The sequence below is a fragment of the Polynucleobacter necessarius genome (assembly GCF_900095175.1).
GTDB classification, from domain to species: domain Bacteria; phylum Pseudomonadota; class Gammaproteobacteria; order Burkholderiales; family Burkholderiaceae; genus Polynucleobacter; species Polynucleobacter necessarius_I.
Window position 1 is genome coordinate 1,846,469 of the sequence record NZ_LT606946.1, and the last position, 22,838, is coordinate 1,869,306.

Sequence of the window (22,838 nt, forward strand, 5' to 3'; positions counted from 1 at the left end):
ATGAAAGCATTGCTCGATTTATTTAAGCAAACGCAGGGTGATGAGCAGTTTGATGTCATCAAGATTGGTCTTGCATCCCCTGAGAAAATTCGCTCATGGTCTTTTGGTGAAGTACGCAAACCAGAAACCATCAACTACCGGACTTTTAAGCCCGAGCGTGATGGTTTGTTCTGCGCCAAGATTTTTGGACCAACCAAAGACTACGAGTGCTTATGCGGTAAGTACAAGCGTTTAAAGTTCCGTGGCGTTATCTGTGAGAAGTGTGGCGTTGAAGTTACGCTCGCTAAGGTACGTCGTGAGCGCATGGGCCACATTGAGTTGGCAGCCCCTGTAGCGCACATCTGGTTCTTGAAGTCATTGCCGTCCCGCTTGGGTATGGTTCTCGATATGACATTGCGTGATATCGAGCGCGTTCTTTACTTTGAAGCATATGTCGTTGTTGATCCTGGCATGACTCCTGAAGGCGCGATGAAGCGTGGTCAGATCATGTCTGAGGACGAGTACATTGCCAAGACTGAAGAGTATGGTGACGGTGCATTTACTGCCATCATGGGCGCTGAAGGTATTCGTGATCTCTTGCGTTCGATTGACATTGATCGTGAAGTTGAGACCATTCGCGCTGACTTGAAAGCCACTGGTAGCGATGCCAAGATCAAGAAATACGCTAAGCGCTTAAAAGTGCTCGAGGCGTTCCAGACTTCAGGTATTAAGCCTGACTGGATGATCATGGAAGTATTGCCAGTATTGCCACCTGAATTGCGCCCATTGGTGCCATTGGATGGCGGTCGCTTTGCTACTTCCGATTTGAACGACCTTTATCGTCGCGTGATTAACCGTAACAACCGTCTCAAGCGTTTGTTAGAGTTGCGCGCACCAGAGATCATCGCTCGTAACGAAAAACGTATGTTGCAAGAAGCGGTTGACTCATTGCTCGACAACGGTCGTCGCGGTAAGGCTATGACTGGCGCTAACAAGCGTCCATTGAAGTCCTTGGCTGAGATGATTAAAGGTAAGAGCGGTCGTTTCCGTCAAAACTTGTTGGGTAAACGCGTTGACTACTCAGGTCGTTCAGTCATCGTGGTTGGCCCTACATTGAAATTGCATCAGTGCGGCTTACCAAAATTGATGGCCTTGGAATTGTTCAAGCCATTTATTTTCAACAAGCTTGAGACTTTGGGAATTGCAACCACAATTAAGGCTGCGAAGAAAGAAGTTGAAAGTCAGACTCCAATCGTTTGGGACATTCTCGAAGAAGTGATTCGTGAGCATCCAATCATGCTCAACCGTGCGCCTACATTGCACCGTCTTGGTATTCAGGCTTTCGAGCCAATGCTGATTGAAGGCAAGGCGATCCAATTGCACCCATTAGTCTGCGCGGCATTTAACGCCGACTTTGACGGTGACCAAATGGCGGTTCACGTTCCTTTGTCGCTCGAAGCGCAAATGGAAGCACGTACATTGATGTTGGCTTCGAACAACGTATTGTTCCCAGCTAACGGCGAGCCATCTATCGTTCCTTCACAGGACGTGGTGTTGGGTCTGTACTACGCTACTCGTGACAAGATTAACGGTAAAGGCGAAGGCATGGTCTTCGCTAATATCACTGAAGTAATTCGTGCATATGAAGCTGGCCAAGTTGAATTGGCTTCACGCGTTGCTGTACGTATTACTGAGTTTGAGATTGTGGACAAAAAGGCAGAGGGCGATGCCCGTTTTGCTGAAAAGACCAAGATCTATCAAACCTCAGTTGGCCGTGCAATCCTGTCAGAAATTTTGCCTAAAGGCATGTCTTTCGAGGAAATCAATAAGCCTCTGAAGAAAAAAGAAATCTCACGCTTAATCAATACTTCGTTCCGTAAGTGCGGCCTTCGTGAAACAGTTATTTTTGCTGACCGCCTCTTGCAGTCTGGTTTCCGCTTGGCGACTAACGCTGGTATCTCGGTTGCGATCGACGATATGCTGATTCCAAGCTCTAAAGAGCGCATCATCACTGAAGCTTCTACCAAGGTTAAAGAGTATGACAAGCAGTTCATGTCAGGCCTCGTAACCAATCAAGAGCGTTATAACAACGTGGTTGATATTTGGGGTGCCGCTAGTGACCAAGTTGGTAAAGCGATGATGGATGAGTTGTCACACGTTGACGTACTCGACCGTAACGGTAAAACTGTGCGTCAAGAATCTTTCAACTCCATCTACATGATGGCGGATTCTGGTGCGCGTGGATCTGCAGCGCAGATTCGTCAGTTGGCTGGTATGCGTGGTTTGATGGCGAAGCCTGATGGCTCCATTATTGAAACCCCAATTACTGCGAACTTCCGTGAAGGTTTGAACGTGTTGCAGTACTTCATCTCAACCCACGGTGCTCGTAAAGGTCTGGCTGATACAGCGTTGAAGACAGCGAACTCTGGTTACTTGACACGTCGTTTATGCGACGTAACTCAAGACCTCGTGGTTATTGAAGAAGATTGCGGCGCAACTTCTGGCGTAACGATGAAGGCGCTTGTTGAAGGTGGCGAAATTATCGAAGCATTGCGTGACCGTATTTTGGGTCGTGTATGTATCGGTGACATCTTTCATCCTGACACACAAGAGGTCATCGTTCCTAACGACACATTGCTCGATGAAGATCATGTTGATCAAATCGTTGCCTTGGGTATCGATGAAGTTAAAGTTCGCACAGTGTTGTCATGCTTAACTCGCTTTGGCTTGTGCGCTAAGTGCTATGGCCGTGATTTAGGTCGCGGTGGTTTGGTAAACGTTGGTGAGGCGGTTGGTGTTATCGCTGCTCAGTCCATCGGTGAGCCAGGTACACAGTTGACTATGCGTACTTTCCACATTGGTGGTGCAGCGTCACGTGCATTGGTTGCAAGCAATATTGAAGCAAAGTCTAACGGTACCCTGAAGTTCTCTGGCACGATGCGTGTTGTGAAGAATGCGAAGGGTGAGCAGATCGTGATTTCACGTTCTGGCGAAGCCGTGATCATTGACGATAACGGTCGTGAGCGTGAGCGTCATAAAGTGCCTTACGGTGCAACTCTCTTGTTGAAAGAAGATGCTGCAGTGAAAGCTGGCGCAAGCTTGGCAACATGGAATCCGTTAACACGTCCAATCATCTCTGAGTACGCTGGTATTGCTCGCTTCGACAACGTTGAAGAAGGTGTTACTGTAGCCAAGCAGGTTGACGAAGTAACTGGCCTCTCCACTTTGGTAGTGATTGACGGTAAGCGTCGTAGTGCTGCTAGCAAAGGCGTTCGTCCAATGATCCACTTAGTTGATGACAAGAGCGGCGAAGTGATGATTGCAGGTACAGATCACCCAGTAAACATCGGTTTACAAGTTGGCGCTTTGATCACTGTTAAAGATGGTCAAAAAGTTGAGGTTGGTGAAGTATTGGCACGTATTCCAATCGAATCACAGAAGACTCGCGACATTACCGGTGGTTTGCCACGCGTTGCTGAATTGTTCGAAGCACGTTCACCAAAAGATGCTGCTGTATTGGCTAAAGTCACTGGAACTGTTTCCTTCGGTAAAGAAACCAAAGGTAAGCAGCGCTTAGTGATTGCCGATATGGATGGCGAAGCAAATGAATTCTTGATTCCTAAAGAGAAGCAAGTTCTCGTTCATGACGGTCAAGTTGTGAACAAGGGCGAGATGATTGTGGAAGGCCCTGCCGATCCGCATGATATCTTGACACTGAGAGGTATTGAGGAGCTGGCGATCTACATCGTGGACGAAGTTCAAGACGTTTACCGTTTGCAAGGCGTGAAGATTAATGACAAGCACATTGAAGTCATCGTGCGTCAAATGTTGCGTCGTGTGCAAATTACTGATGGTGGCGATACTGCCTACATCACTGGTGAGCAAGTTGAGCGTTCTAAGTTGTATGACGCAAACGATGCTGTGATTGCTCAAGGTAAGCGCCCAGCTCAATTCGAGAATGCGTTGCTCGGTATTACTAAGGCATCCTTGTCGACAGACAGCTTCATTTCAGCGGCTTCTTTCCAAGAAACCACCCGTGTATTGACCGAAGCCGCAATTATGGGCAAGACCGATACACTCCGTGGCCTCAAGGAAAACGTTATTATTGGTCGCTTGATCCCTGCTGGTACTGGCTTGTCTTACCGCCGTGCACGCAAGGTCAGAGAGCAATTCGAGCGTGATCGCGCTCAAATGATTGCCGCCGAAGAGGAAGCAATGGCTGATATGCCTGTAGAAATAGAGGCTGAAGTGATTGCTCCTGCTGGGGAGGCTGATCCAAGCTAATTTGGTATTCCTGGCCAGAAATGGCCAGTTTTTTCCCTCGAGGTTGACGGAAAGGGCTGGCCAGGCTAGAATGCTGAGTTATACTGATTCAGAAGAGGGTCGTTTTGACCTAGGATTTCTCTAAGTCATTGATTTTCTTGAAGAAAGCAACAAAGAAGTACTAACCGAGCTATTTTATGCCAACAATTAATCAATTATTACGTAAGCCAAGAACGCGGCTGACCGTTAAAAGCAAGAGCCCTGCGCTGCAAAACAGCCCGCAGCGCCGTGGTGTATGTACACGTGTGTATACAACTACTCCTAAAAAGCCTAACTCTGCGCTACGTAAAGTAGCTAAAGTTCGCCTAACCAATGGTTTTGAAGTCATTTCATACATTGGTGGTGAAGGCCATAACCTCCAGGAACACTCAGTAGTATTGATCCGTGGTGGTCGTGTAAAGGATTTGCCAGGTGTTCGTTACCACATCGTTCGTGGCTCACTTGACTTGCAAGGTGTTAAAGACCGTAAGCAGTCACGTTCCAAGTACGGTGCTAAGCGCGCTAAGAAAGCTGCTTAATAGCAACTTACAGTATTTGTAGTAGGTCTTCGTTTGTCAGACTTTAAAGACAAGTAAGTGGCCGTTCCGTTTAGAGAATTCTCTAGATAGTAGGACGGCCGGAGCGGGTGATCCATGTGGGCCACCCCTAACTGAACTGAAGGAGTAGTTATGCCACGTCGTCGTGAAGTTCCCAAACGGGAAATCCTGCCTGATCCAAAATTCGGCAATGTAGAAGTAGCAAAATTCATGAACGTCCTGATGTTGGACGGCAAAAAATCGGTTGCAGAGCGTATCGTTTACGGTGCCTTTGATCACATCGAGAAAAAAGCAAACAAAGAACCACTCGAAGTTTTCTCAACAGCTATGGGCAACGTTAAGCCAATGGTTGAGGTGAAGAGCCGTCGTGTTGGTGGCGCTAACTACCAGGTTCCTGTTGAAGTTCGCCCATCACGCCGTTCTGCTTTGGCAATGCGCTGGGTGCGCGAAGCCGCTAAAAAGCGCGGTGAAAAATCTATGGCTCAACGTTTGGCCAACGAATTATTAGAAGCTGCAGAAGGTCGCGGCGGAGCAATGAAGAAGCGTGAAGAAGTTCACCGTATGGCAGAAGCCAACAAAGCTTTCTCACATTTCCGCTTCTAATCGCACAGTAAAGAAAAGGTACCAACAGTGGCACGTAAAACCCCTATCGACAAATACCGCAATATCGGTATTTCTGCGCATATTGACGCAGGTAAGACAACAACAACAGAACGCGTTTTGTTCTACACCGGCGTTAATCACAAAATCGGTGAAGTGCATGATGGCGCTGCAACTATGGACTGGATGGAGCAAGAGCAAGAGCGTGGTATCACGATTACTTCTGCTGCTACTACAACGTTCTGGAAGGGCATGGCTGGTAATTTCCTAGAGCACCGTATCAACATTATTGATACCCCAGGACACGTAGACTTCACTATTGAAGTTGAGCGTTCAATGCGCGTTTTGGATGGCGCTTGCATGGTTTACTGTGCAGTAGGTGGTGTGCAGCCACAATCTGAAACTGTTTGGCGTCAAGCTAACAAGTATCAAGTTCCACGTTTAGCTTTCGTAAACAAGATGGACCGTACTGGTGCGAATTTCTTTAAGGTCTATGACCAAATGAAGATGCGCCTCAAAGCTAATCCTATCTTGATCCAAATTCCAATCGGTGCTGAAGAAAACTTCAAAGGTGTTGTGGATTTGGTGAAGATGAAAGCTATCTATTGGGATGAGGCTTCACAAGGTACTAAATTTACATACGAAGATATCCCTGCTAAATTGCAAGCATCTGCCGAAGAGTGGCGCGAGAAAATGCTCGAAGCTGCTGCAGAGAGTTCAGAAGAGTTGATGGAAAAGTATCTCGGCGGCGAAGGCTTGACCGAGGAAGAAATTAAAGCAGGATTGCGTCAGCGTACTATCGCCAATGAAATCGTTCCAATGTTGTGCGGAACAGCTTTCAAAAACAAAGGTGTTCAGGCGATGTTGGATGCGGTTGTTGAATTGTTGCCTTCACCATTAGACGTTCCACCAGTTCCATGTGAATTGGAAGATGGCACACCGACAACACGTGAAGCTTCTGACAATGCGAAGTTTTCAGCATTGGCATTTAAGATCATGACTGACCCATTTGTTGGCCAGCTCATCTTCTTCCGTGTTTACTCAGGCATAATGAAATCTGGTGACACAATCTACAACCCAATCAAGGGCAAGAAAGAGCGTGTTGGTCGTTTGTTGCAGATGCATGCAAACGAACGTGAAGAAATCAAAGAAGTATTCGCTGGCGATATCGCAGCTGCTGTTGGTCTGAAAGACGCAACAACAGGCGAAACATTGTGTGATCCAGATAGCATCGTTATTTTGGAGCGCATGGTATTCCCAGAGCCAGTGATCTCTCAAGCTGTAGAGCCAAAGACAAAAGCTGACCAAGAAAAAATGGGTCTTGCTTTGAATCGCTTGGCACAAGAAGATCCATCTTTCCGCGTAAAAACAGACGAAGAGTCTGGCCAAACAATTATTTCCGGTATGGGCGAGCTCCACTTGGAAATTTTGGTTGATCGTATGAAGCGTGAATTCGGTGTTGAAGCAACTGTTGGTAAGCCACAAGTTGCCTACCGTGAAACCATTCGCAAGGTTTGCGAAGAGATTGAAGGTAAATTCGTTAAGCAGTCTGGTGGTCGCGGTCAGTATGGTCACGTGGTATTGAAGTTAGAGCCACAAGCCCCAGGCAAAGGTTTTGAATTCGTTGACGCTATTAAGGGCGGTGTAGTTCCACGTGAATACATTCCTGCGGTAGAAAAAGGAATTATCGAAACATTGAACTTCGGTATTTTGGCTGGCTATCCAGTTGTAGATATCAAAGCAACATTGTTCTTCGGTTCATACCATGATGTTGACTCCAACGAAAACGCATTTAAGATGGCGGGCTCGATGGCATTCAAAGATGGTATGCGCAAAGCATCACCAGTGTTGCTTGAACCAATGATGGCTGTTGAAGTTGAAACGCCAGAAGATTTCATGGGTAACGTAATGGGTGACCTCTCATCACGTCGCGGTATTTTGCAAGGTATGGATGACATTCCAGGGGGCGGTAAGATCGTTCGCGCTGAAGTGCCATTGGCAGAGATGTTTGGTTACTCAACTGGCTTGCGCTCGTTGACCCAAGGTCGCGCTACCTACACCATGGAATTTAAGCATTATTCCGAAGCACCTAAGAACGTTGCTGAAGCAGTTATGGCTGCTAAAGCGAAGTAATTTATCCACATTATTTTGAATATTGACTAGCTAAGAAGGCAGACAAAAAAATGGCAAAAGAAAAGTTTGAGCGGACAAAACCGCACGTAAACGTTGGTACAATCGGTCACGTTGACCACGGTAAAACCACATTGACAGCAGCTATCGCAACCGTGCTTTCAAAAGCATTTGGTGGCGAAGCAAAAGCATACGATCAGATCGATGCTGCTCCAGAAGAAAAAGCACGCGGTATTACTATTAATACAGCACACGTTGAGTATGAGACTGCGAATCGTCACTACGCACACGTGGATTGCCCAGGACATGCTGACTACGTTAAGAACATGATTACTGGTGCTGCTCAGATGGACGGCGCTATTTTGGTTTGCTCTGCAGCTGACGGCCCAATGCCACAAACTCGTGAGCACATCCTCTTGGCGCGCCAAGTTGGTGTTCCATACATCATCGTGTTCTTGAACAAGTGCGACATGGTGGATGACGCTGAGTTGTTAGAACTCGTAGAAATGGAAGTTCGTGAGCTTCTATCTAAGTACGACTTCCCAGGCGATGACACACCAATCATTCAAGGTTCTGCTAAGTTAGCACTTGAAGGCGACGAAGGCCCATTGGGTAAAGAAGCCATCATGAAGTTGGCTGAAGCACTTGACTCATACATCCCAACTCCAGAGCGTGCTGTTGACGGTGCGTTCTTGATGCCAGTAGAGGACGTGCTCTCTATCTCCGGTCGCGGTACTGTTGTTACAGGCCGTATCGAGCGCGGTATCGTTAAAGTTGGTGAAGAGATTGAAATTATCGGTATCAAGCCAACACTCAAGACAACTTGTACTGGTGTTGAAATGTTCCGCAAATTGCTCGACCAAGGTCAAGCAGGCGATAACGTTGGTATCTTGTTACGCGGTACAAAACGTGAAGAAGTTGAGCGCGGCCAAGTATTGGCTAAGCCAGGTTCAATCACCCCACATACTCACTTTACAGCCGAGGTTTACATCTTGGGTAAAGATGAAGGTGGTCGTCATACTCCATTCTTTAACAACTATCGTCCACAGTTCTACTTCCGTACAACGGACGTAACTGGTTCAATCGAGTTGCCAAAAGACAAAGAAATGGTAATGCCTGGTGATAACGTGACTATTACCGTAAAACTCATCGCTCCAATCGCGATGGAAGAAGGTTTACGTTTTGCGATCCGTGAAGGTGGCCGTACTGTTGGCGCCGGCGTGGTTGCAAAGATTTTGGCTTAATAGCAGTAAATTATTTAGCGGTTTGCTAACCGGTGACGTCCGTGCTGCGGATGTCACCGAGCTCTTTAGAAATATAACGTGGCAGCACCACAACGCTCTTTGGAATTAATATGCAAAACCAAAAAATTCGTATTCGTCTTAAAGCATTTGATTACCGTTTGATCGACCAGTCTGCAGCTGAAATCGTTGATACAGCTAAGCGTACTGGTGCAGTTGTTAAGGGTCCAGTACCTTTGCCAACACGTATCGAGCGCTTTGACATTCTGCGTTCACCACACGTAAACAAGACATCACGTGACCAGTTAGAGATTCGTACCCATTTGCGTTTGATGGATATCGTTGATCCTACAGAGAAAACAGTGGATGCCTTGATGAAATTAGACCTTCCAGCAGGTGTGGACGTCGAAATTAAGTTGCAGTAATTCAGTATTTCCAGTCTTAGCGCTTGCCAAGACTGGCCTTTCGGGATACAATCTAAGGCTTCGCTCAATTATTTGGGCGGATTTAAAGGTTTTATCAGCATTAAAAACGTTGTAAGTTATTGATTTAGAAGTACTTTTACTTGTAAATCACTTAAATTAATTTTGCCGATCAATCGAAGTCGGCGCGGAGCATGAATATGAGCTTAGGCTTAATCGGTCGCAAGATCGGCATGACCCGTCTATTTACGGACGAAGGGGAAGCGATTCCTGTCACCGTAATTGACGTGAGCGACAACAGAATCGCTCAAATCAAGACCCAGGCAACTGATGGCTATGATGCTATCCAGTTGGCACATGGTACACGTAGAGCTACTCGCGTTACCAAAGCAATGGCAGGTCGCTTCGCTAAAGCGGGTGTGATGGCTGGTAACGGTCTCAACGAATTTTATTTAGATGCAGCAAAAATCGCAGAAATGACACCAGGACAAGTAATTCCTGCTGACACTGCATTTGCTGCTGGCCAAAAAGTGGATGTACAAGGTGTAACGATTGGTAAAGGCTATGCCGGTACTATCAAGCGCCATCACTTCGTTTCAGGTCGCGCGTCACACGGTAACTCACGTTCACATAACGTGCCAGGTTCTATCGGTATGGCGCAAGATCCAGGTCGTGTTTTCCCAGGTAAGCGCATGACAGGCCACCTTGGTGACGAAACACGCACTGTACAAAATTTAGTCATCGCACGCATTGATGCAGAACGCAATCTCATCATGGTTAAAGGCGCTATTCCAGGTGCCCCAGGCGGTAAAGTTATTGTTACTCCAGCGGTGAAGACACCGTTGAAGAAGAAATAAGGAGAGCGAATATGGAACTTAAGCTTCTCCAAGATAACGGAACTTTGGGCGCAGGCGTTCAAGCCTCACCAGAAGTATTCGAGCGCGAATATAACGAAGCATTGGTACACCAAGTTGTAGTGGCTTACCAAGCAAATGCACGTAGCGGTAACCGTGCGCAAAAAGACCGTGAGCAAGTTAAGCACACAACCAAAAAACCTTGGCGTCAAAAAGGTACTGGTCGTGCTCGTGCTGGTATGAGCTCTTCCCCGCTGTGGCGTGGAGGTGGTCGTATATTCCCGAATTCACCTGAAGAAAATTTCAGCCAAAAAGTAAACAAGAAAATGTACCGCGCTGGTATGAGATCAATTTTGTCTCAGTTAGCACGCGAAGGTCGTTTGAATGTTGTTGACCAATTTAATCTTGATGCTCCAAAGACTAAAGTTTTAGCTGACAAAGTTAAAGCAATGGGATTGGATTCAGTCTTGATCATCGTTGATCAGGTTAGCGAGAATTTGTACTTGGCATCACGCAACTTGCATAAGGTTGCTGTATGTGAGCCACGGCACGCTGATCCATTAGCTTTAGTTCAATACAAAAAAGTATTGGTAAGCAAAGCAGCGATCGCAAAAATTGAGGAGTTGCTGAAATGAGCCAAGTCCGTAAAAACGATCACAGCTTGATGAAGGTTCTGCTTGGACCGGTTATCTCTGAAAAAGCAACTATGGTTGCAGAGAAAAACGAGCAAGTAGTATTCCAAGTTACACGCGACGCCAATAAGAGCGATGTGAAACAAGCGGTTGAGTTGCTCTTCAAAGTGCAAGTTGACTCTGTTCAAATCGTGAATCAAAAAGGTAAGCCAAAGCGCTATGGCCGTTTTGAAGGTCGTCGTGACCACACTAAGAAGGCCTATGTTAGCTTGAAGCCAGGTCAAGAAATTAACTTTGAAGCGGAGGCGAATTAATCATGCCTTTGATGAAGACAAAACCGACCTCACCAGGTCGTCGCTCAATGGTCAAGGTGGTCAATCCTGACCTCCATAAAGGCAAACCTTTTGCACCATTGCTCGAGCCACAGTTTCAAAAAGCGGGCCGTAACAACGACGGTCACATCACTACCCGTCATAAAGGTGGTGGTCATAAGCATTACTATCGTGTTGTTGATTTCAAACGCAACGACAAAGATGGTATTCCAGCAAAAGTTGAACGCTTGGAATACGATCCAAACCGCAGTGCAAATATTGCATTGATCGTGTTTGCTGATGGTGAGCGTCGCTATATTCTTGCTGCAAAAGGCATGACTGTTGGTCAGGCGTTGATGAGTGGCTCTGAAGCCCCAATCAAGTCTGGTAACAACTTGCCAATTCGTAACATTCCAGTTGGTAGCACGATTCACTGCGTAGAAATGTTGCCAGGTAAAGGTGCTCAAATCGCACGTTCTGCTGGCGGCTCTGCAGTGTTATTGGCTCGTGAAGGTGTATACGCTCAGATGCGCTTGCGCTCTGGTGAAGTACGTCGTATTTTGATCGATTGCCGTGCCACTATTGGTGAAGTTGGTAATGAAGAGCATAGCTTGCGCGTTATCGGTAAAGCTGGTGCTAATCGCTGGCGTGGTATTCGCCCAACCGTTCGCGGTGTGGCAATGAACCCAGTAGATCACCCACACGGTGGTGGTGAAGGTAGAACTGGCGAAGGCCGTGTACCTGTCTCCCCATGGGGCACACCAACCAAAGGTTATCGTACACGTCGCAATAAGCGTACAACTTCGATGATCGTTCAACATCGTCAAAAACGTTAAGCGATAAGGATAAATAGATATGACACGTTCAGCTAAAAAAGGCCCATTTTGCGACGCCAGCTTAGTAAAAAAAGTTGAAGTTGCACAAGCCAACAAAGACAAAAAGCCAATCAAAACTTGGTCACGCCGTTCAACAATCCTCCCAGACCTTATTGGTCTGACGATTGCTATACATAACGGCCGTCAACACGTTCCGGTATATGTATCAGAAAACATGGTGGGTCATAAGTTAGGCGAATTTGCCTTGACCCGTACTTTCAAAGGGCACGCTGCTGACAAGAAAGTAACGAAGAAGTAAGGGGATGATGATGGAAGTTAAAGCTATTCACAAGGGCGCCCGCATTTCTGCGCAAAAGACACGTTTGGTCGCTGACCAAATCCGTGGTTTGCCAATTGCTCGCGCTATGAACATTTTGAATTTCAGCCCCAAGAAAGCTGCCTTCATTGTGAAGAAAGTTGTTGAGTCCGCAATGGCCAACGCTGAACACAATAAGGGTGCTGATATTGATAAGCTCAAGGTTTCAACAATTATTGTTGATAAGGGTACTTCCTTGAAGCGCTTCACAGCACGTGCTAAGGGTCGCGGTAATCAAATCGAAAAACAAACATGTCACATCACCGTGACTTTGAGTAACTAAGGGAAGATATGGGACAAAAGATAAACCCAACCGGATTCCGACTCTCGGTAATGAAGAACTGGACATCAAAGTGGTATGCAAACAATACTGATTTTGCGAAGATGCTCAAAGAGGACGTAGATGTCCGCATCTATCTCAAGAAGAAGTTGAAGAATGCATCAGTAAGTAAAGTTATTATCGAGCGTCCTGCAAAGAACGCACGCATCACAATTTACAGCTCACGCCCAGGTGTTGTGATCGGTAAAAAAGGTGAAGATATTGAAGTTCTCCGTCGTGAACTCCAGAAGCGTATGGGCGTTCCAGTCCATGTGAACATCGAAGAAATTCGTAAGCCTGAAGTTGATGCTCAATTGATCGCTGACTCTATTACTCAACAGCTAGAGAAGCGCATCATGTTCCGTCGTGCAATGAAGCGTGCAATGCAAAATGCAATGCGCCTTGGTGCACAAGGAATCAAGATCATGTCTTCTGGTCGTTTGAATGGTGCTGAGATTGCACGTCGCGAATGGTACCGTGAAGGTCGTGTTCCACTTCATACATTGAAGGCTGATATTGACTACGCAACTTCAGAAGCGGAAACAACATACGGCATCATCGGTGTAAAAGTTTGGGTATATAAAGGCGATACATTAGGCCGCGGTGCTGATGCTGTAGCAGTAACAGCAGAGCCAGCAGCTGAAGAGAAAAAGCCACGTCGCGCACCAGCTAAAACAACCGCACGCAAACCAGCAGCTGACAGCAAGCCTTTAGTTGCTGCTAAGCCAGCAGTAAAGCGTGCACCGAAAGCCGCTGAAGCCGCAAGTGCTGAAGCGCAGAAGTCAGGAGAGTAAGCATGCTACAACCAAAGCGTCGTAAGTATCGCAAGGAACAAAAGGGACGTAACACTGGCGTGGCAACACGCGGTAGTTCAGTAGCCTTTGGTGACTTTGGATTGAAAGCTATTGGCCGTAGTCGTTTGACTGCACGTCAGATTGAATCTGCACGTCGCGCAATGACACGTCACATTAAGCGTGGTGGCCGTATCTGGATTCGTATTTTCCCAGACAAGCCAATTTCACAAAAGCCAGCTGAAGTACGTATGGGTAACGGCAAAGGTAATCCAGAGTACTACGTAGCAGAAATTCAACCAGGCAAGATTTTGTACGAGATGGATGGCGTAGATGAAGGTTTGGCGCGCGAGGCTTTCAAGCTTGCTGCTGCTAAATTGCCATTGCAAACCACTTTCGTGATTCGCCACTTAGGTTGATCGGGATAGAGATTATGAAAAAGACAGAATTAGCATCTAAAGATCTGGTTGCCTTGAACGCAGAATTAACAGAGCTCTTGAAGACTAGCTTCAAGCTCCGTCTGCAAAAGGGTACTCAGCAACTCACCAACACCAGCCAATTGGGTAAAACTAAACGTGAAATTGCTCGCGTGAAGACTTTTATTACTCAAAAAACTGCACAGAAATAAGGAAAAAGGGATATGACAGAATTATCTAAACCCTTGCGCCGCACCCTTGTGGGTCGTGTCGTTAGCGATAAAATGCAAAAAACTGTGACTGTGCTAGTTGAGCGCCAAGTAAAACATGCGCTTTATGGCAAATATGTTGGACAGTCCAAAAAATACCACGCTCATGACGAAGCTGGCCAATACAAGATGGGTGATACCGTTGAAATTGCAGAATCTAAGCCAATTTCACGTACTAAATCTTGGGTTGTGACCCGTTTAGTTCAAGAATCCAAGGGTATTTAAAGAAATATTAGGGATTTTGGCGAACTTTCTTGCCAAATCCCTGTTTTGCGTAGTATGATGGAAGGCTTCTCTGGTTTTATTGGGAGAAGCGGTGTTTTTTTATTAATTCCGGGTTTTAACTTTCGTTAAAGCCCATAGACGGAACCAAGACTGTTTGCCTTTGGCTAACAAGTTGGGGATTAAAAAATGATTCAGACCGAAAGTAGATTACAGGTCGCCGATAACACAGGCGCCAGTGAAGTTTTGTGCATCAAGGTATTGGGCGGCTCTAAGCGTCGTTACGCCAGTATCGGTGATGTCATCAAAGTGACTGTAAAGTCCGCAGCTCCACGTGGCCGTGTAAAAAAAGGTGATATTTATAACGCCGTAGTAGTGAGAACTGCTAAGGGTGTGCGCCGTCCAGACGGCTCATTGATTAAGTTCGATGGAAACGCTGCAGTATTGCTCAACGCTAAGTTAGAGCCAATCGGCACACGTATCTTTGGACCAGTTACGCGCGAATTGCGTACTGAGAAGTTCATGAAGATCGTTTCTCTCGCCCCCGAAGTTATTTAAGAGGCTGATATGAAAAAGATTCGTAAAGGTGATTCAGTAGTTCTCTTGACTGGCCGCGATAAAGGCAAGCAAGGAACTGTTACAGCCGTTCTCGAGAACAAATTAGTGATCGAAGGCGTAAACATTTATAAAAAGAGCGTTAAGCCAAATCCAGCAGCCGGTGTTACTGGCGGCATGATTGACAAGACGATGCCTGTTCACATTTCTAATGTGGCTGTGGTTGACGGTAACGGCAAACCATCACGTGTTGGTATCAAACTCGTGGACGGTAAAAAGCAACGTTTCCTCAAAACCACTGGCGCAACTTTAAGCGCATAAGGGGCACGGAGAAATTATGAGCACACGTTTTCAAGAACACTATCAAGCTAAAGTAGTTGCTGATTTGATCGCCAAATTTGGTTACAAGTCAGTAATGGAAGTTCCACGTATCACCAAGGTAACCCTGAACATGGGCTTGGGCGATGCAGTAAACGACAAGAAAATTATCGAAAATGCAGTTGGTGATTTGACTAAAGTAGCAGGTCAAAAGCCAGTTGTGACAAAAGCAAAAAAAGCGATTGCTGGTTTCAAAATTCGTCAAGGTTACCCAATCGGTGCCATGGTCACATTGCGTGGTGCACGCATGTATGAATTTTTAGACCGTTTCGTGACTGTTGCTTTGCCACGCGTACGTGACTTCCGCGGAATTTCCGGTAAGGCATTTGACGGCCATGGTAACTACAACATCGGTGTTAAAGAGCAAATCATTTTCCCTGAAATCGAATACGACAAAATTGATGCCCTCCGTGGTCTCAATATCAGTATTACGACGACCGCTAAGACTGACGAAGAAGCTAAAGCTTTGTTAGCAGCGTTCAAATTCCCTTTCCGCAATTAAGAGGCTAACGTGGCAAAACTATCCCTAATTGAGCGCGAGAATAAGCGCACAAAAACTGTAGAGAAGTACGCTGTGAAGCGTGCTGAACTCAAGGCAATCATTGCTGATCAATCACGCAGCGATGAAGAGCGCTATGAAGCTCGCTTGAAGCTACAGGCACTTCCACGTAACGCAAGCCCGATTCGTCAAAGAAATCGTTGTTCATTAACCGGTCGTCCGCGCGGTGTATTCAGCAAGTTTGGTTTAGCGCGTAGCAAAATTCGTGAAATTGCCTTCCGTGGCGAAATCCCCGGTTTAACCAAGGCCAGCTGGTAAGCGGCGAAAGAATTAGGAGAACTCATGAGTATCAGCGATCCAATCGCCGACATGTTGACAAGGATCCGCAATGCGCAAGCAGTGCAGAAACCCGTAGTCTTGATGTCGTCGTCAAAAGTTAAAGTAGCTATTGCAAAAGTCTTGCAGGATGAAGGTTATATCGATAGTTTTGAAATCAAAGGTGAAGTAGCTAAGCCAGTGCTACACATTGAACTCAAATACTACGCAGGCCGTCCTGTTATTGAACGTATTGACCGTGTTTCTACACCAAGTCTACGTATCTACAAAGGCCGTCACGACATTCCTGAAGTAATGAATGGCTTGGGCATTGCAATTATTTCAACCCCACAAGGCGTAATGACAGACCGCAAAGCTCGTGCAAACGGCGTTGGTGGTGAAGTTATTTGCTACGTCGCGTAAGGAGAGAAATATGTCCCGCGTTGGTAAATCACCCATTCCAGTCCCTAAGGGCGCTGAAATCAGCATCAACGGTGCAAACATTACTGTTAAAGGTCCATTAGGCACTTTGACACACAACTTGCATCCTTCTGTTGGTTTGAAACAAGAAGACGGCGTATTGACAGTTGTTTTAAATAACGACACACCAGAAGCTGGTGCACAGTCAGGTACAGCCCGTGCTTTAGTTAACAACATGGTTGTTGGCGTAACTACTGGCTTTGAGCGCAAGCTCAGCTTGGTAGGCGTTGGTTACCGTGCTGCTGCTCAAGGCGAAACATTGAAGTTACAGTTAGGTTTCTCACACGACATTATTTACAACCTGCCAAAGGGTGTAAAAGCTGAGACTCCAACACAAACTGAAATCATTATCAAAGGTTCCAACAAGCAGCAAGTTGGCCAGGTTGCAGCTGAAGTTCGCGCATACCGTTCACCAGAGCCATACAAAGGCAAAGGTGTTCGCTACGTGGATGAGGTTGTACATCTGAAAGAAACTAAGAAGAAGTAAGCGAGATTAGAAAATGAATAAAGACGAATCCAGACAAAGACGTGCTAGGCAGACTCGTATTCGCATTGCCGAAGCATTGGCAAATCGCTTAACAGTTATCCGTAGCAATTCACACATCTCTGCACAGGTATATAGTCCATGTGGAACCAAGGTTGTGGCAGCTGCCTCATCAATGGAAAAAGAATTGCGCCAAGCGATCAAAAACGGCGGCAACGCTGAAGCGGCTAAACAAATCGGCAAACTAGTTGCTGAGCGTGCTGTTAAAGCAGGCGTTGTTGATGTTGCTTTTGATCGTTCCGGTCATCGTTACCACGGCCGTATTAAGGCCTTAGCTGAAGCTGCGCGTGAAGCCGGCCTGAAGTTCTAATAGGGTTTAGGAAAAAACATGGCAAAAATGCAAACCAAAATGCAAAACGAAGAGCGTGATGATGGTCTTCGCGAGAAAATGATCGCTGTTAATCGTGTAACTAAAGTGGTTAAGGGTGGTCGTATTCTCGGCTTCGCTGCACTCACTGTAGTTGGCGATGGCGATGGTCGTATCGGCATGGGTAAAGGTAAATCAAAAGAAGTTCCAGTTGCTGTTCAAAAGGCAATGGACGAAGCACGTCGCAAGATGATCAAAGTTTCCTTACGTAAAGGTACTTTGCAACATACTGTGATTGGTAAGCATGGCGCATCACGCGTGATGATTTCTCCAGCTAAAGACGGTACTGGCGTTATTGCTGGTGGCCCAATGCGCGCAATTTTCGATGTAATGGGTGTAACTAACGTTGTTGCTAAGTCACTTGGCTCAACAAACCCTTACAACATGGTTCGTGCAACGATTGATGGTTTAAGCAAGGTGAGCACTCCTTCTGAAATTGCTGCTAAGCGCGGTAAGTCAGTTGAAGAGATTCTCGGCTAAGACCAAAAGATTAGGAATCTATAAATGACAACATCTAACTCCAAAGTCAAACTGCAATTAGTACGCAGCTTGATCGGCACACACGAAAGCCACCGTGCAACTGTTCGTGGTTTGGGTCTCGGACGTATCAATTCTGTTTCAGAATTGGAAGACACTCCAGCTGTTCGCGGAATGATTAATAAAGTTTCTTATCTAGTTAAAATCATTGGCTAATAACTAGCAAGTAAATAGGCGAAGAATATGCAACTCAATACACTCAAACCCGCAGAGGGATCCAAGAAAAACCGTCGTCGCGTAGGTCGTGGCATCGGCTCTGGTCTTGGTAAAACTGCTGGCCGCGGTCACAAAGGTCAAAAATCACGTTCAGGCGGATTCCACAAAGTTGGATTCGAGGGCGGGCAGATGCCGATGTATCGTCGTTTACCAAAACGTGGTTTCGTATCTTTGACACGTCGTCACGTTGGTCAAATTACTTTGAATGACTTAGCAAAAATTAACTTGCCAGAAGTGGACTTGTTAGTTTTAAGAGCGCACGGTTTTGCTGGTGAGCAAATCAATGCAGTCAAAGTAATCAAGACTGGTGAATTGTCGATTGCTGTAACCCTCAAGGGTATTACAGCAACAGCAGGTGCAAAAGCAGCTATTGAAGCAGCTGGCGGCAAATTGGTTGACTTGGTTTAATTAGTTCTTAGTAGACGATGGCACTAGCACCTACCAACACAGCGAATATTGCTAAATCAGGAGGCAAGTTTGGCGAATTGCGCCAACGCTTGATATTCCTGGTGTTGGCTTTGCTCGTCTTCCGTTTAGGTGCACATATTCCTGTTCCAGGCATTGACCCTGACCAATTGGCTCAATTGTTCTCTGGTCAAAAAGATGGCATCTTGGGTATGTTTAACCTGTTCTCAGGTGGCGCTTTATCTCGCTTTACCGTGTTTGCTTTAGGAATCATGCCGTACATTTCTGCGTCGATCATCATGCAGTTAATGACGATTGTTGTGCCTTCACTAGAGGCATTGAAAAAAGAAGGTCAGGCTGGTCAGCGTAAGATTACTCAGTACACACGTTATGGCACTGTTGTATTGGCAACATTCCAAGCTTTGGGTATTTCAGTTGCATTACAAGCTCAGCCGGGCTTAGTTATCAACCTAGGTTTAATGTTTGAATTGAACACCGTGGTAACTCTGGTTACTGGCACGATGTTCTTGATGTGGCTCGGTGAGCAGATCACGGAGCACGGCCTTGGTAATGGCATCTCTATTATTATTTTTGGCGGTATTGTTTCTGGTTTGCCATCTGCAATCGGTAGCTTGCTTGAATTAGTGCGTACCGGCTCCATGAATATCTTGTCTGCATTGCTGATCGTTGTGGTCTGTATTGCGGTGACTTATTTTGTTGTGTTTGTAGAGCGTGGTCAGCGCCGTATTTTGGTGAACTACGCTAAGCGTCAAGTTGGTAACAAGGTATATGGCGGTCAGTCTTCATACTTCCCATTGAAGTTGAATATGGCTGGCGTTATCCCCCCAATTTTTGCTTCATCTATTATTTTGTTCCCTGCAACGATTGCTGGCTGGTTTACTTCTGGCGAGCCAACCAATATGTTCAGCAGAGTGATTAAAGATTTGGCGGCTACATTGGCTCCAGGTCAGCCTGTTTACACAATTTTGTACGCAGCTGCAATTATCTTCTTCTGCTTTTTTTACACAGCCTTGGTATTCAATAGCCGCGAAACAGCAGATAACTTGAAGAAGAGCGGTGCCTTTGTTCCAGGTATTCGTCCTGGTGACCAGACTGGTCGTTATATCGACAAGATCTTGGTACGTTTGACATTGGCTGGTGCAATTTATATGGTTTTGGTTTGCTTGTTGCCAGAATTCTTAGTATTGAAGTACAACGTGCCATTCTATTTTGGCGGTACTTCATTGTTGATTATTGTCGTTGTTGCAATGGATTTCATGGCTCAAGTTCAGTCATTCGTAATGCAACAACAATATGGTTCTTTGATGAAAAAAGCTAACTTTAAGATGGGCGCTTAACTGAATGTCTAAAGACGATGTAATTCAGATGGCGGGAGAAATTATTGAGAATTTGCCGAACGCAATGTTTCGCGTGAAGCTAGAGAACGGACATGTGGTTCTAGGGCACATTTCTGGAAAGATGAGGATGCATTACATCCGCATCCTGCCAGGAGATAAGGTGACGGTGGAGATGACTCCGTACGACCTGACGCGCGTAAGAATCATTTTCCGAGCGAAGTAAAGATTAAGTAGTACATATTTTTTTAGAGGTGAGTTATGAAAGTTTTGGCATCCGTTAAGTGTATTTGCAGAAATTGCAAGATCATTAAGCGCAAACGCGTTGTGCGCGTGATCTGTTCTTCAGACGCACGTCATAAGCAGCGTCAAGGCTGATCTGGTTAATTAAGAGGAAATCTCATGGCACGTATCGCTGGGGTAAATATCCCAAATCATCAACATACTGTTATCGGTTTAACAGCAATTTTTGGCATCGGCACAACACGTGCTCGCAAAATTTGTGAAACCACAGGTGTTGCAATCGACAAAAAAGTTAAAGATCTTACTGACGGTGACTTGGAAAGGTTGCGTGATGAAGTAGGTAAGTTCATCACTGAAGGTGGCCTTCGTCGTGAAGTAACGATGAGCATCAAGCGTTTGATGGACTTAGGTTGCTATCGTGGCGTTCGCCATCGTAAGGGCTTGCCTGTACGTGGTCAACGTACTAAGACTAACGCGCGTACCCGCAAGGGCCCGCGTAAGTCTGGCGTGCAACTCAAGAAATAATCAAGAAAGTTTATTGACATGGCAAAACAACAATCCGCTTCTGCAGCTTCACAGCGCGCACATAAGAAGGTTAAAAAGAACGTTGCTGACGGTATTGCACACGTTCACGCTTCTTTTAATAACACCATTATTACGATCACTGATCGCCAAGGTAATGCGCTTTCATGGGCAACATCTGGTGGCCAGGGTTTCAAGGGCTCACGTAAATCAACACCTTTTGCTGCTCAGGCAGCCGCTGAAGTTGCTGGTAAGACAGCCATTGAATGCGGTATCAAGAATTTGGAAGTTCAGATCAAAGGCCCAGGCCCAGGTCGTGAATCAGCAGTGCGTGCATTGAACTCATTGGGCATCAAGATCACTGAGATTCAAGACGTAACTCCAGTTCCACACAATGGTTGCCGTCCTCCTAAGCGTCGTCGTATCTAAGCTTGGATGTTGGCAGTACAACAGTTTTAGTAGTTTTTTATTAAAGCCCACCGTTCATCTGAATTAAAGGGTGAACTCACCGTCAGTCGTAAGACTGCGGCAAAGAAAGGAAAGCATCGTGGCACGTTACTTAGGGCCTAAGGCCAAATTAGCACGTCGGGAAGATACCGACTTATTTTTAAAGAGCGCACGTCGCGCCCTGTCAGACAAGTGCAAGTTAGATACTAAGCCTGGTCAACATGGCCGTACATCTGGCTCAAGAACATCTGATTACGGTAATCAATTGCGTGAAAAGCAAAAGGTTAAGCGTATCTATGGCGTATTAGAGCGTCAATTCCGTCGTTACTTCGCAGAAGCTGAGCGTCGTAAGGGCAACACTGGTGAAACATTGCTCCAGTTGCTAGAGTCACGTTTAGACAACGTGGTGTATCGCATGGGCTTTGGCTCTACTCGTGCTGAAGCGCGTCAGTTGGTTTCTCACTGTGCAATTTTGCTCAATGGCAGCCCAGTAAACATTCCATCAATTCAGGTTAAGCCTGGTGATGTAGTGGCTATTCGTGAAAAAGCGAAGAAGCAAGCGCGTATTACAGAATCACTCAATTTGGTTGGACAAATGGCAGCTGTTACTTGGGTTTCAGTTGACGCAGCCAAGCTCGAGGGAACATTTAAGCAAGTGCCTGACCGTGAAGACATTAGCGGCGAAATTAATGAAAGTTTGATCGTCGAATTGTATTCACGCTAATTAGCACTCTCAAGGAAAAAATATGCAAACAAATTTGCTCAAGCCAAAAATTATTTCTGTTGAAGCGCTTACCGCCAACCAAGCTAAGGTTGTTATGGAGCCGTTCGAGCGTGGCTATGGCCACACACTCGGAAATGCATTACGTCGTGTTTTGTTGTCCTCGATGGTTGGTTATGCACCAACTGAAGTAGCAATTGCAGGTGTGGTTCATGAGTACTCCACATTAGATGGCGTTCAAGAGGACGTAGTAAACCTCTTGTTGAACCTCAAGGGTATCGTATTTAAGTTGCAGTCACGTGACGAAGTTACTATCAATTTGCGTAAAAAAGGTCCAGGCGTTATTACTGCAAAAGATATCGACTTGCCACATGATGTAGAAATCATTAACCCTGATCACGTTATCGCTCACTTATCAGCTGGTGGTAAGTTGGATATGCAGATCAAGGTTGAAAAAGGCCGTGGTTATGTACCAGGCAATATGCGTCAATACCATGACGAAGTTACCAAGATCATTGGTCGCATCGTATTGGATGCCTCATTTAGCCCGGTAAGCCGTGTTAGCTATGCTGTTGAGTCTGCTCGTGTTGAGCAACGTACCGACCTCGATCGTCTCGTCATTACAATTGAAACCAACGGTGTGTTGTCTCCTGAAGAGGCAATTCGTCAAGCCGCTACTATTTTGGTTGATCAGTTAGTTGTATTCGCAGCCCTCGAAAGCAGCGAAGTTTCTGGTGATCTCGCGCCAAGCCGCTCTTCAATGGTTGATCCAATGTTGATGCGTCCGGTTGATGATCTCGAACTCACAGTGCGCTCTGCAAACTGCTTGAAGGCTGAGAACATTTACTACATCGGTGACTTGATTCAACGCACAGAGAATGAATTGTTGAAGACGCCTAATCTAGGTCGTAAGTCTTTGAATGAAATCAAAGATGTATTGGCGGCTCATGGCTTAAGTCTTGGCATGAAACTCGAAAGCTGGCCTCCAGCTAACCTCGAGAAATAATTAGAAAGGAAG

General features: G+C 46.0%; 33 protein-coding genes. All 33 read left to right on the forward strand.

Going from position 1 to position 22,838, the window contains the following annotated elements; genetic code table 11:
* The 33 genes from rpoC to DXE44_RS09825 all read left to right on the forward strand — a co-directional run bounded on the left by rpoC (nucleotide 1) and on the right by DXE44_RS09825 (nucleotide 22,826).
* On the forward strand, nucleotides 1-4,263 hold the full coding sequence (rpoC, locus tag DXE44_RS09665; protein ID WP_114654228.1) for a DNA-directed RNA polymerase subunit beta': 4,263 nt from the start codon (nucleotides 1-3) through the stop codon (nucleotides 4,261-4,263).
* A gap of 176 nt (nucleotides 4,264-4,439) precedes the next feature.
* Nucleotides 4,440-4,820, forward strand: a complete 381-nt coding sequence (gene rpsL, locus DXE44_RS09670; protein WP_041484791.1) for a 30S ribosomal protein S12 — start codon at nucleotides 4,440-4,442, stop codon at nucleotides 4,818-4,820.
* 150 nt (nucleotides 4,821-4,970) lie between these two features.
* Nucleotides 4,971-5,441, forward strand: a complete 471-nt coding sequence (rpsG, locus tag DXE44_RS09675; protein ID WP_015420229.1) for a 30S ribosomal protein S7 — start codon at nucleotides 4,971-4,973, stop codon at nucleotides 5,439-5,441.
* A 27-nt stretch (nucleotides 5,442-5,468) separates the two neighbouring features.
* On the forward strand, nucleotides 5,469-7,571 hold the full coding sequence (gene fusA, locus DXE44_RS09680) for an elongation factor G (protein ID WP_114654229.1): 2,103 nt from the start codon (nucleotides 5,469-5,471) through the stop codon (nucleotides 7,569-7,571).
* A gap of 50 nt (nucleotides 7,572-7,621) precedes the next feature.
* Nucleotides 7,622-8,812, forward strand: a complete 1,191-nt coding sequence (tuf, locus tag DXE44_RS09685) for an elongation factor Tu (protein WP_114654221.1) — start codon at nucleotides 7,622-7,624, stop codon at nucleotides 8,810-8,812.
* A 110-nt stretch (nucleotides 8,813-8,922) separates the two neighbouring features.
* A complete protein-coding gene (gene rpsJ / locus DXE44_RS09690) occupies nucleotides 8,923-9,234 on the forward strand; it encodes a 30S ribosomal protein S10 (RefSeq protein ID WP_011901899.1) in 312 nt (103 codons plus the stop codon).
* Nucleotides 9,235-9,431: 197 nt separating this feature from the next.
* The gene (gene rplC / locus DXE44_RS09695) at nucleotides 9,432-10,088 is read left to right on the forward strand and encodes a 50S ribosomal protein L3 (protein ID WP_114654430.1); all 657 of its coding nucleotides are present in this window, start codon (nucleotides 9,432-9,434) and stop codon (nucleotides 10,086-10,088) included.
* Between the two features lie 11 nt (nucleotides 10,089-10,099).
* Complete coding sequence (gene rplD, locus DXE44_RS09700) at nucleotides 10,100-10,720, forward strand: 50S ribosomal protein L4 (protein ID WP_114654230.1); 621 nt, start codon at nucleotides 10,100-10,102, stop codon at nucleotides 10,718-10,720.
* The gene (gene rplW / locus DXE44_RS09705) at nucleotides 10,717-11,031 is read left to right on the forward strand and encodes a 50S ribosomal protein L23 (RefSeq protein ID WP_076024545.1); all 315 of its coding nucleotides are present in this window, start codon (nucleotides 10,717-10,719) and stop codon (nucleotides 11,029-11,031) included. The genes rplD and rplW overlap by 4 nt, the downstream gene beginning before the upstream one ends.
* A gap of 2 nt (nucleotides 11,032-11,033) precedes the next feature.
* Nucleotides 11,034-11,864, forward strand: a complete 831-nt coding sequence (gene rplB, locus DXE44_RS09710; protein ID WP_114654231.1) for a 50S ribosomal protein L2 — start codon at nucleotides 11,034-11,036, stop codon at nucleotides 11,862-11,864.
* A 19-nt stretch (nucleotides 11,865-11,883) separates the two neighbouring features.
* Nucleotides 11,884-12,162, forward strand: a complete 279-nt coding sequence (rpsS, locus tag DXE44_RS09715; RefSeq protein WP_114654232.1) for a 30S ribosomal protein S19 — start codon at nucleotides 11,884-11,886, stop codon at nucleotides 12,160-12,162.
* 7 nt (nucleotides 12,163-12,169) lie between these two features.
* The gene (rplV, locus tag DXE44_RS09720) at nucleotides 12,170-12,502 is read left to right on the forward strand and encodes a 50S ribosomal protein L22 (RefSeq protein WP_197712938.1); all 333 of its coding nucleotides are present in this window, start codon (nucleotides 12,170-12,172) and stop codon (nucleotides 12,500-12,502) included.
* Nucleotides 12,503-12,510: 8 nt separating this feature from the next.
* Nucleotides 12,511-13,332 carry a 30S ribosomal protein S3 gene (rpsC, locus tag DXE44_RS09725; protein WP_114654233.1) on the forward strand — a complete coding sequence of 274 codons (822 nt, stop codon included), beginning with the start codon at nucleotides 12,511-12,513 and terminating at the stop codon, nucleotides 13,330-13,332.
* A 2-nt stretch (nucleotides 13,333-13,334) separates the two neighbouring features.
* On the forward strand, nucleotides 13,335-13,748 hold the full coding sequence (gene rplP, locus DXE44_RS09730; RefSeq protein WP_114654234.1) for a 50S ribosomal protein L16: 414 nt from the start codon (nucleotides 13,335-13,337) through the stop codon (nucleotides 13,746-13,748).
* A gap of 14 nt (nucleotides 13,749-13,762) precedes the next feature.
* The gene (gene rpmC, locus DXE44_RS09735; RefSeq protein ID WP_114654432.1) at nucleotides 13,763-13,957 is read left to right on the forward strand and encodes a 50S ribosomal protein L29; all 195 of its coding nucleotides are present in this window, start codon (nucleotides 13,763-13,765) and stop codon (nucleotides 13,955-13,957) included.
* Nucleotides 13,958-13,969: 12 nt separating this feature from the next.
* Nucleotides 13,970-14,239 carry a 30S ribosomal protein S17 gene (gene rpsQ, locus DXE44_RS09740; protein ID WP_076024550.1) on the forward strand — a complete coding sequence of 90 codons (270 nt, stop codon included), beginning with the start codon at nucleotides 13,970-13,972 and terminating at the stop codon, nucleotides 14,237-14,239.
* Between the two features lie 186 nt (nucleotides 14,240-14,425).
* Nucleotides 14,426-14,794 carry a 50S ribosomal protein L14 gene (gene rplN / locus DXE44_RS09745; protein WP_015420241.1) on the forward strand — a complete coding sequence of 123 codons (369 nt, stop codon included), beginning with the start codon at nucleotides 14,426-14,428 and terminating at the stop codon, nucleotides 14,792-14,794.
* A gap of 9 nt (nucleotides 14,795-14,803) precedes the next feature.
* Nucleotides 14,804-15,112, forward strand: a complete 309-nt coding sequence (gene rplX, locus DXE44_RS09750; RefSeq protein WP_011901911.1) for a 50S ribosomal protein L24 — start codon at nucleotides 14,804-14,806, stop codon at nucleotides 15,110-15,112.
* 16 nt (nucleotides 15,113-15,128) lie between these two features.
* Entirely contained in the window at nucleotides 15,129-15,671 is a 543-nt protein-coding gene (rplE, locus tag DXE44_RS09755) for a 50S ribosomal protein L5 (RefSeq protein WP_114654235.1), read from the forward strand.
* Nucleotides 15,672-15,680: 9 nt separating this feature from the next.
* On the forward strand, nucleotides 15,681-15,986 hold the full coding sequence (rpsN, locus tag DXE44_RS09760) for a 30S ribosomal protein S14 (protein WP_046329384.1): 306 nt from the start codon (nucleotides 15,681-15,683) through the stop codon (nucleotides 15,984-15,986).
* A gap of 24 nt (nucleotides 15,987-16,010) precedes the next feature.
* The gene (gene rpsH, locus DXE44_RS09765; RefSeq protein ID WP_114654236.1) at nucleotides 16,011-16,406 is read left to right on the forward strand and encodes a 30S ribosomal protein S8; all 396 of its coding nucleotides are present in this window, start codon (nucleotides 16,011-16,013) and stop codon (nucleotides 16,404-16,406) included.
* 10 nt (nucleotides 16,407-16,416) lie between these two features.
* Entirely contained in the window at nucleotides 16,417-16,950 is a 534-nt protein-coding gene (rplF, locus tag DXE44_RS09770) for a 50S ribosomal protein L6 (protein WP_062307051.1), read from the forward strand.
* Between the two features lie 13 nt (nucleotides 16,951-16,963).
* Nucleotides 16,964-17,317 (forward strand): 50S ribosomal protein L18, encoded by a 354-nt coding sequence (gene rplR / locus DXE44_RS09775; RefSeq protein WP_062307056.1) that lies wholly within the window; start codon nucleotides 16,964-16,966, stop codon nucleotides 17,315-17,317.
* A gap of 18 nt (nucleotides 17,318-17,335) precedes the next feature.
* Nucleotides 17,336-17,854 carry a 30S ribosomal protein S5 gene (gene rpsE, locus DXE44_RS09780; RefSeq protein WP_114654237.1) on the forward strand — a complete coding sequence of 173 codons (519 nt, stop codon included), beginning with the start codon at nucleotides 17,336-17,338 and terminating at the stop codon, nucleotides 17,852-17,854.
* A 24-nt stretch (nucleotides 17,855-17,878) separates the two neighbouring features.
* Complete coding sequence (gene rpmD / locus DXE44_RS09785) at nucleotides 17,879-18,067, forward strand: 50S ribosomal protein L30 (RefSeq protein WP_114654238.1); 189 nt, start codon at nucleotides 17,879-17,881, stop codon at nucleotides 18,065-18,067.
* A gap of 27 nt (nucleotides 18,068-18,094) precedes the next feature.
* Nucleotides 18,095-18,535: a 50S ribosomal protein L15 gene (rplO, locus tag DXE44_RS09790; RefSeq protein WP_015420250.1), complete on the forward strand. Its 441-nt coding sequence runs from the start codon at nucleotides 18,095-18,097 to the stop codon at nucleotides 18,533-18,535.
* A 17-nt stretch (nucleotides 18,536-18,552) separates the two neighbouring features.
* Nucleotides 18,553-19,890 (forward strand): preprotein translocase subunit SecY, encoded by a 1,338-nt coding sequence (gene secY, locus DXE44_RS09795; protein ID WP_114654239.1) that lies wholly within the window; start codon nucleotides 18,553-18,555, stop codon nucleotides 19,888-19,890.
* Between the two features lie 4 nt (nucleotides 19,891-19,894).
* A complete protein-coding gene (gene infA, locus DXE44_RS09800; protein ID WP_114654240.1) occupies nucleotides 19,895-20,113 on the forward strand; it encodes a translation initiation factor IF-1 in 219 nt (72 codons plus the stop codon).
* 35 nt (nucleotides 20,114-20,148) lie between these two features.
* Nucleotides 20,149-20,265 (forward strand): 50S ribosomal protein L36, encoded by a 117-nt coding sequence (gene rpmJ / locus DXE44_RS09805; RefSeq protein WP_012357167.1) that lies wholly within the window; start codon nucleotides 20,149-20,151, stop codon nucleotides 20,263-20,265.
* A gap of 24 nt (nucleotides 20,266-20,289) precedes the next feature.
* Entirely contained in the window at nucleotides 20,290-20,655 is a 366-nt protein-coding gene (rpsM, locus tag DXE44_RS09810) for a 30S ribosomal protein S13 (RefSeq protein ID WP_114654241.1), read from the forward strand.
* Nucleotides 20,656-20,673: 18 nt separating this feature from the next.
* Nucleotides 20,674-21,081 carry a 30S ribosomal protein S11 gene (rpsK, locus tag DXE44_RS09815; protein ID WP_114654242.1) on the forward strand — a complete coding sequence of 136 codons (408 nt, stop codon included), beginning with the start codon at nucleotides 20,674-20,676 and terminating at the stop codon, nucleotides 21,079-21,081.
* Between the two features lie 118 nt (nucleotides 21,082-21,199).
* A complete protein-coding gene (gene rpsD / locus DXE44_RS09820) occupies nucleotides 21,200-21,823 on the forward strand; it encodes a 30S ribosomal protein S4 (protein WP_114654433.1) in 624 nt (207 codons plus the stop codon).
* A gap of 22 nt (nucleotides 21,824-21,845) precedes the next feature.
* Nucleotides 21,846-22,826, forward strand: a complete 981-nt coding sequence (locus DXE44_RS09825) for a DNA-directed RNA polymerase subunit alpha (protein ID WP_114654243.1) — start codon at nucleotides 21,846-21,848, stop codon at nucleotides 22,824-22,826.
* Nucleotides 22,827-22,838: the final 12 nt, after the last annotated feature.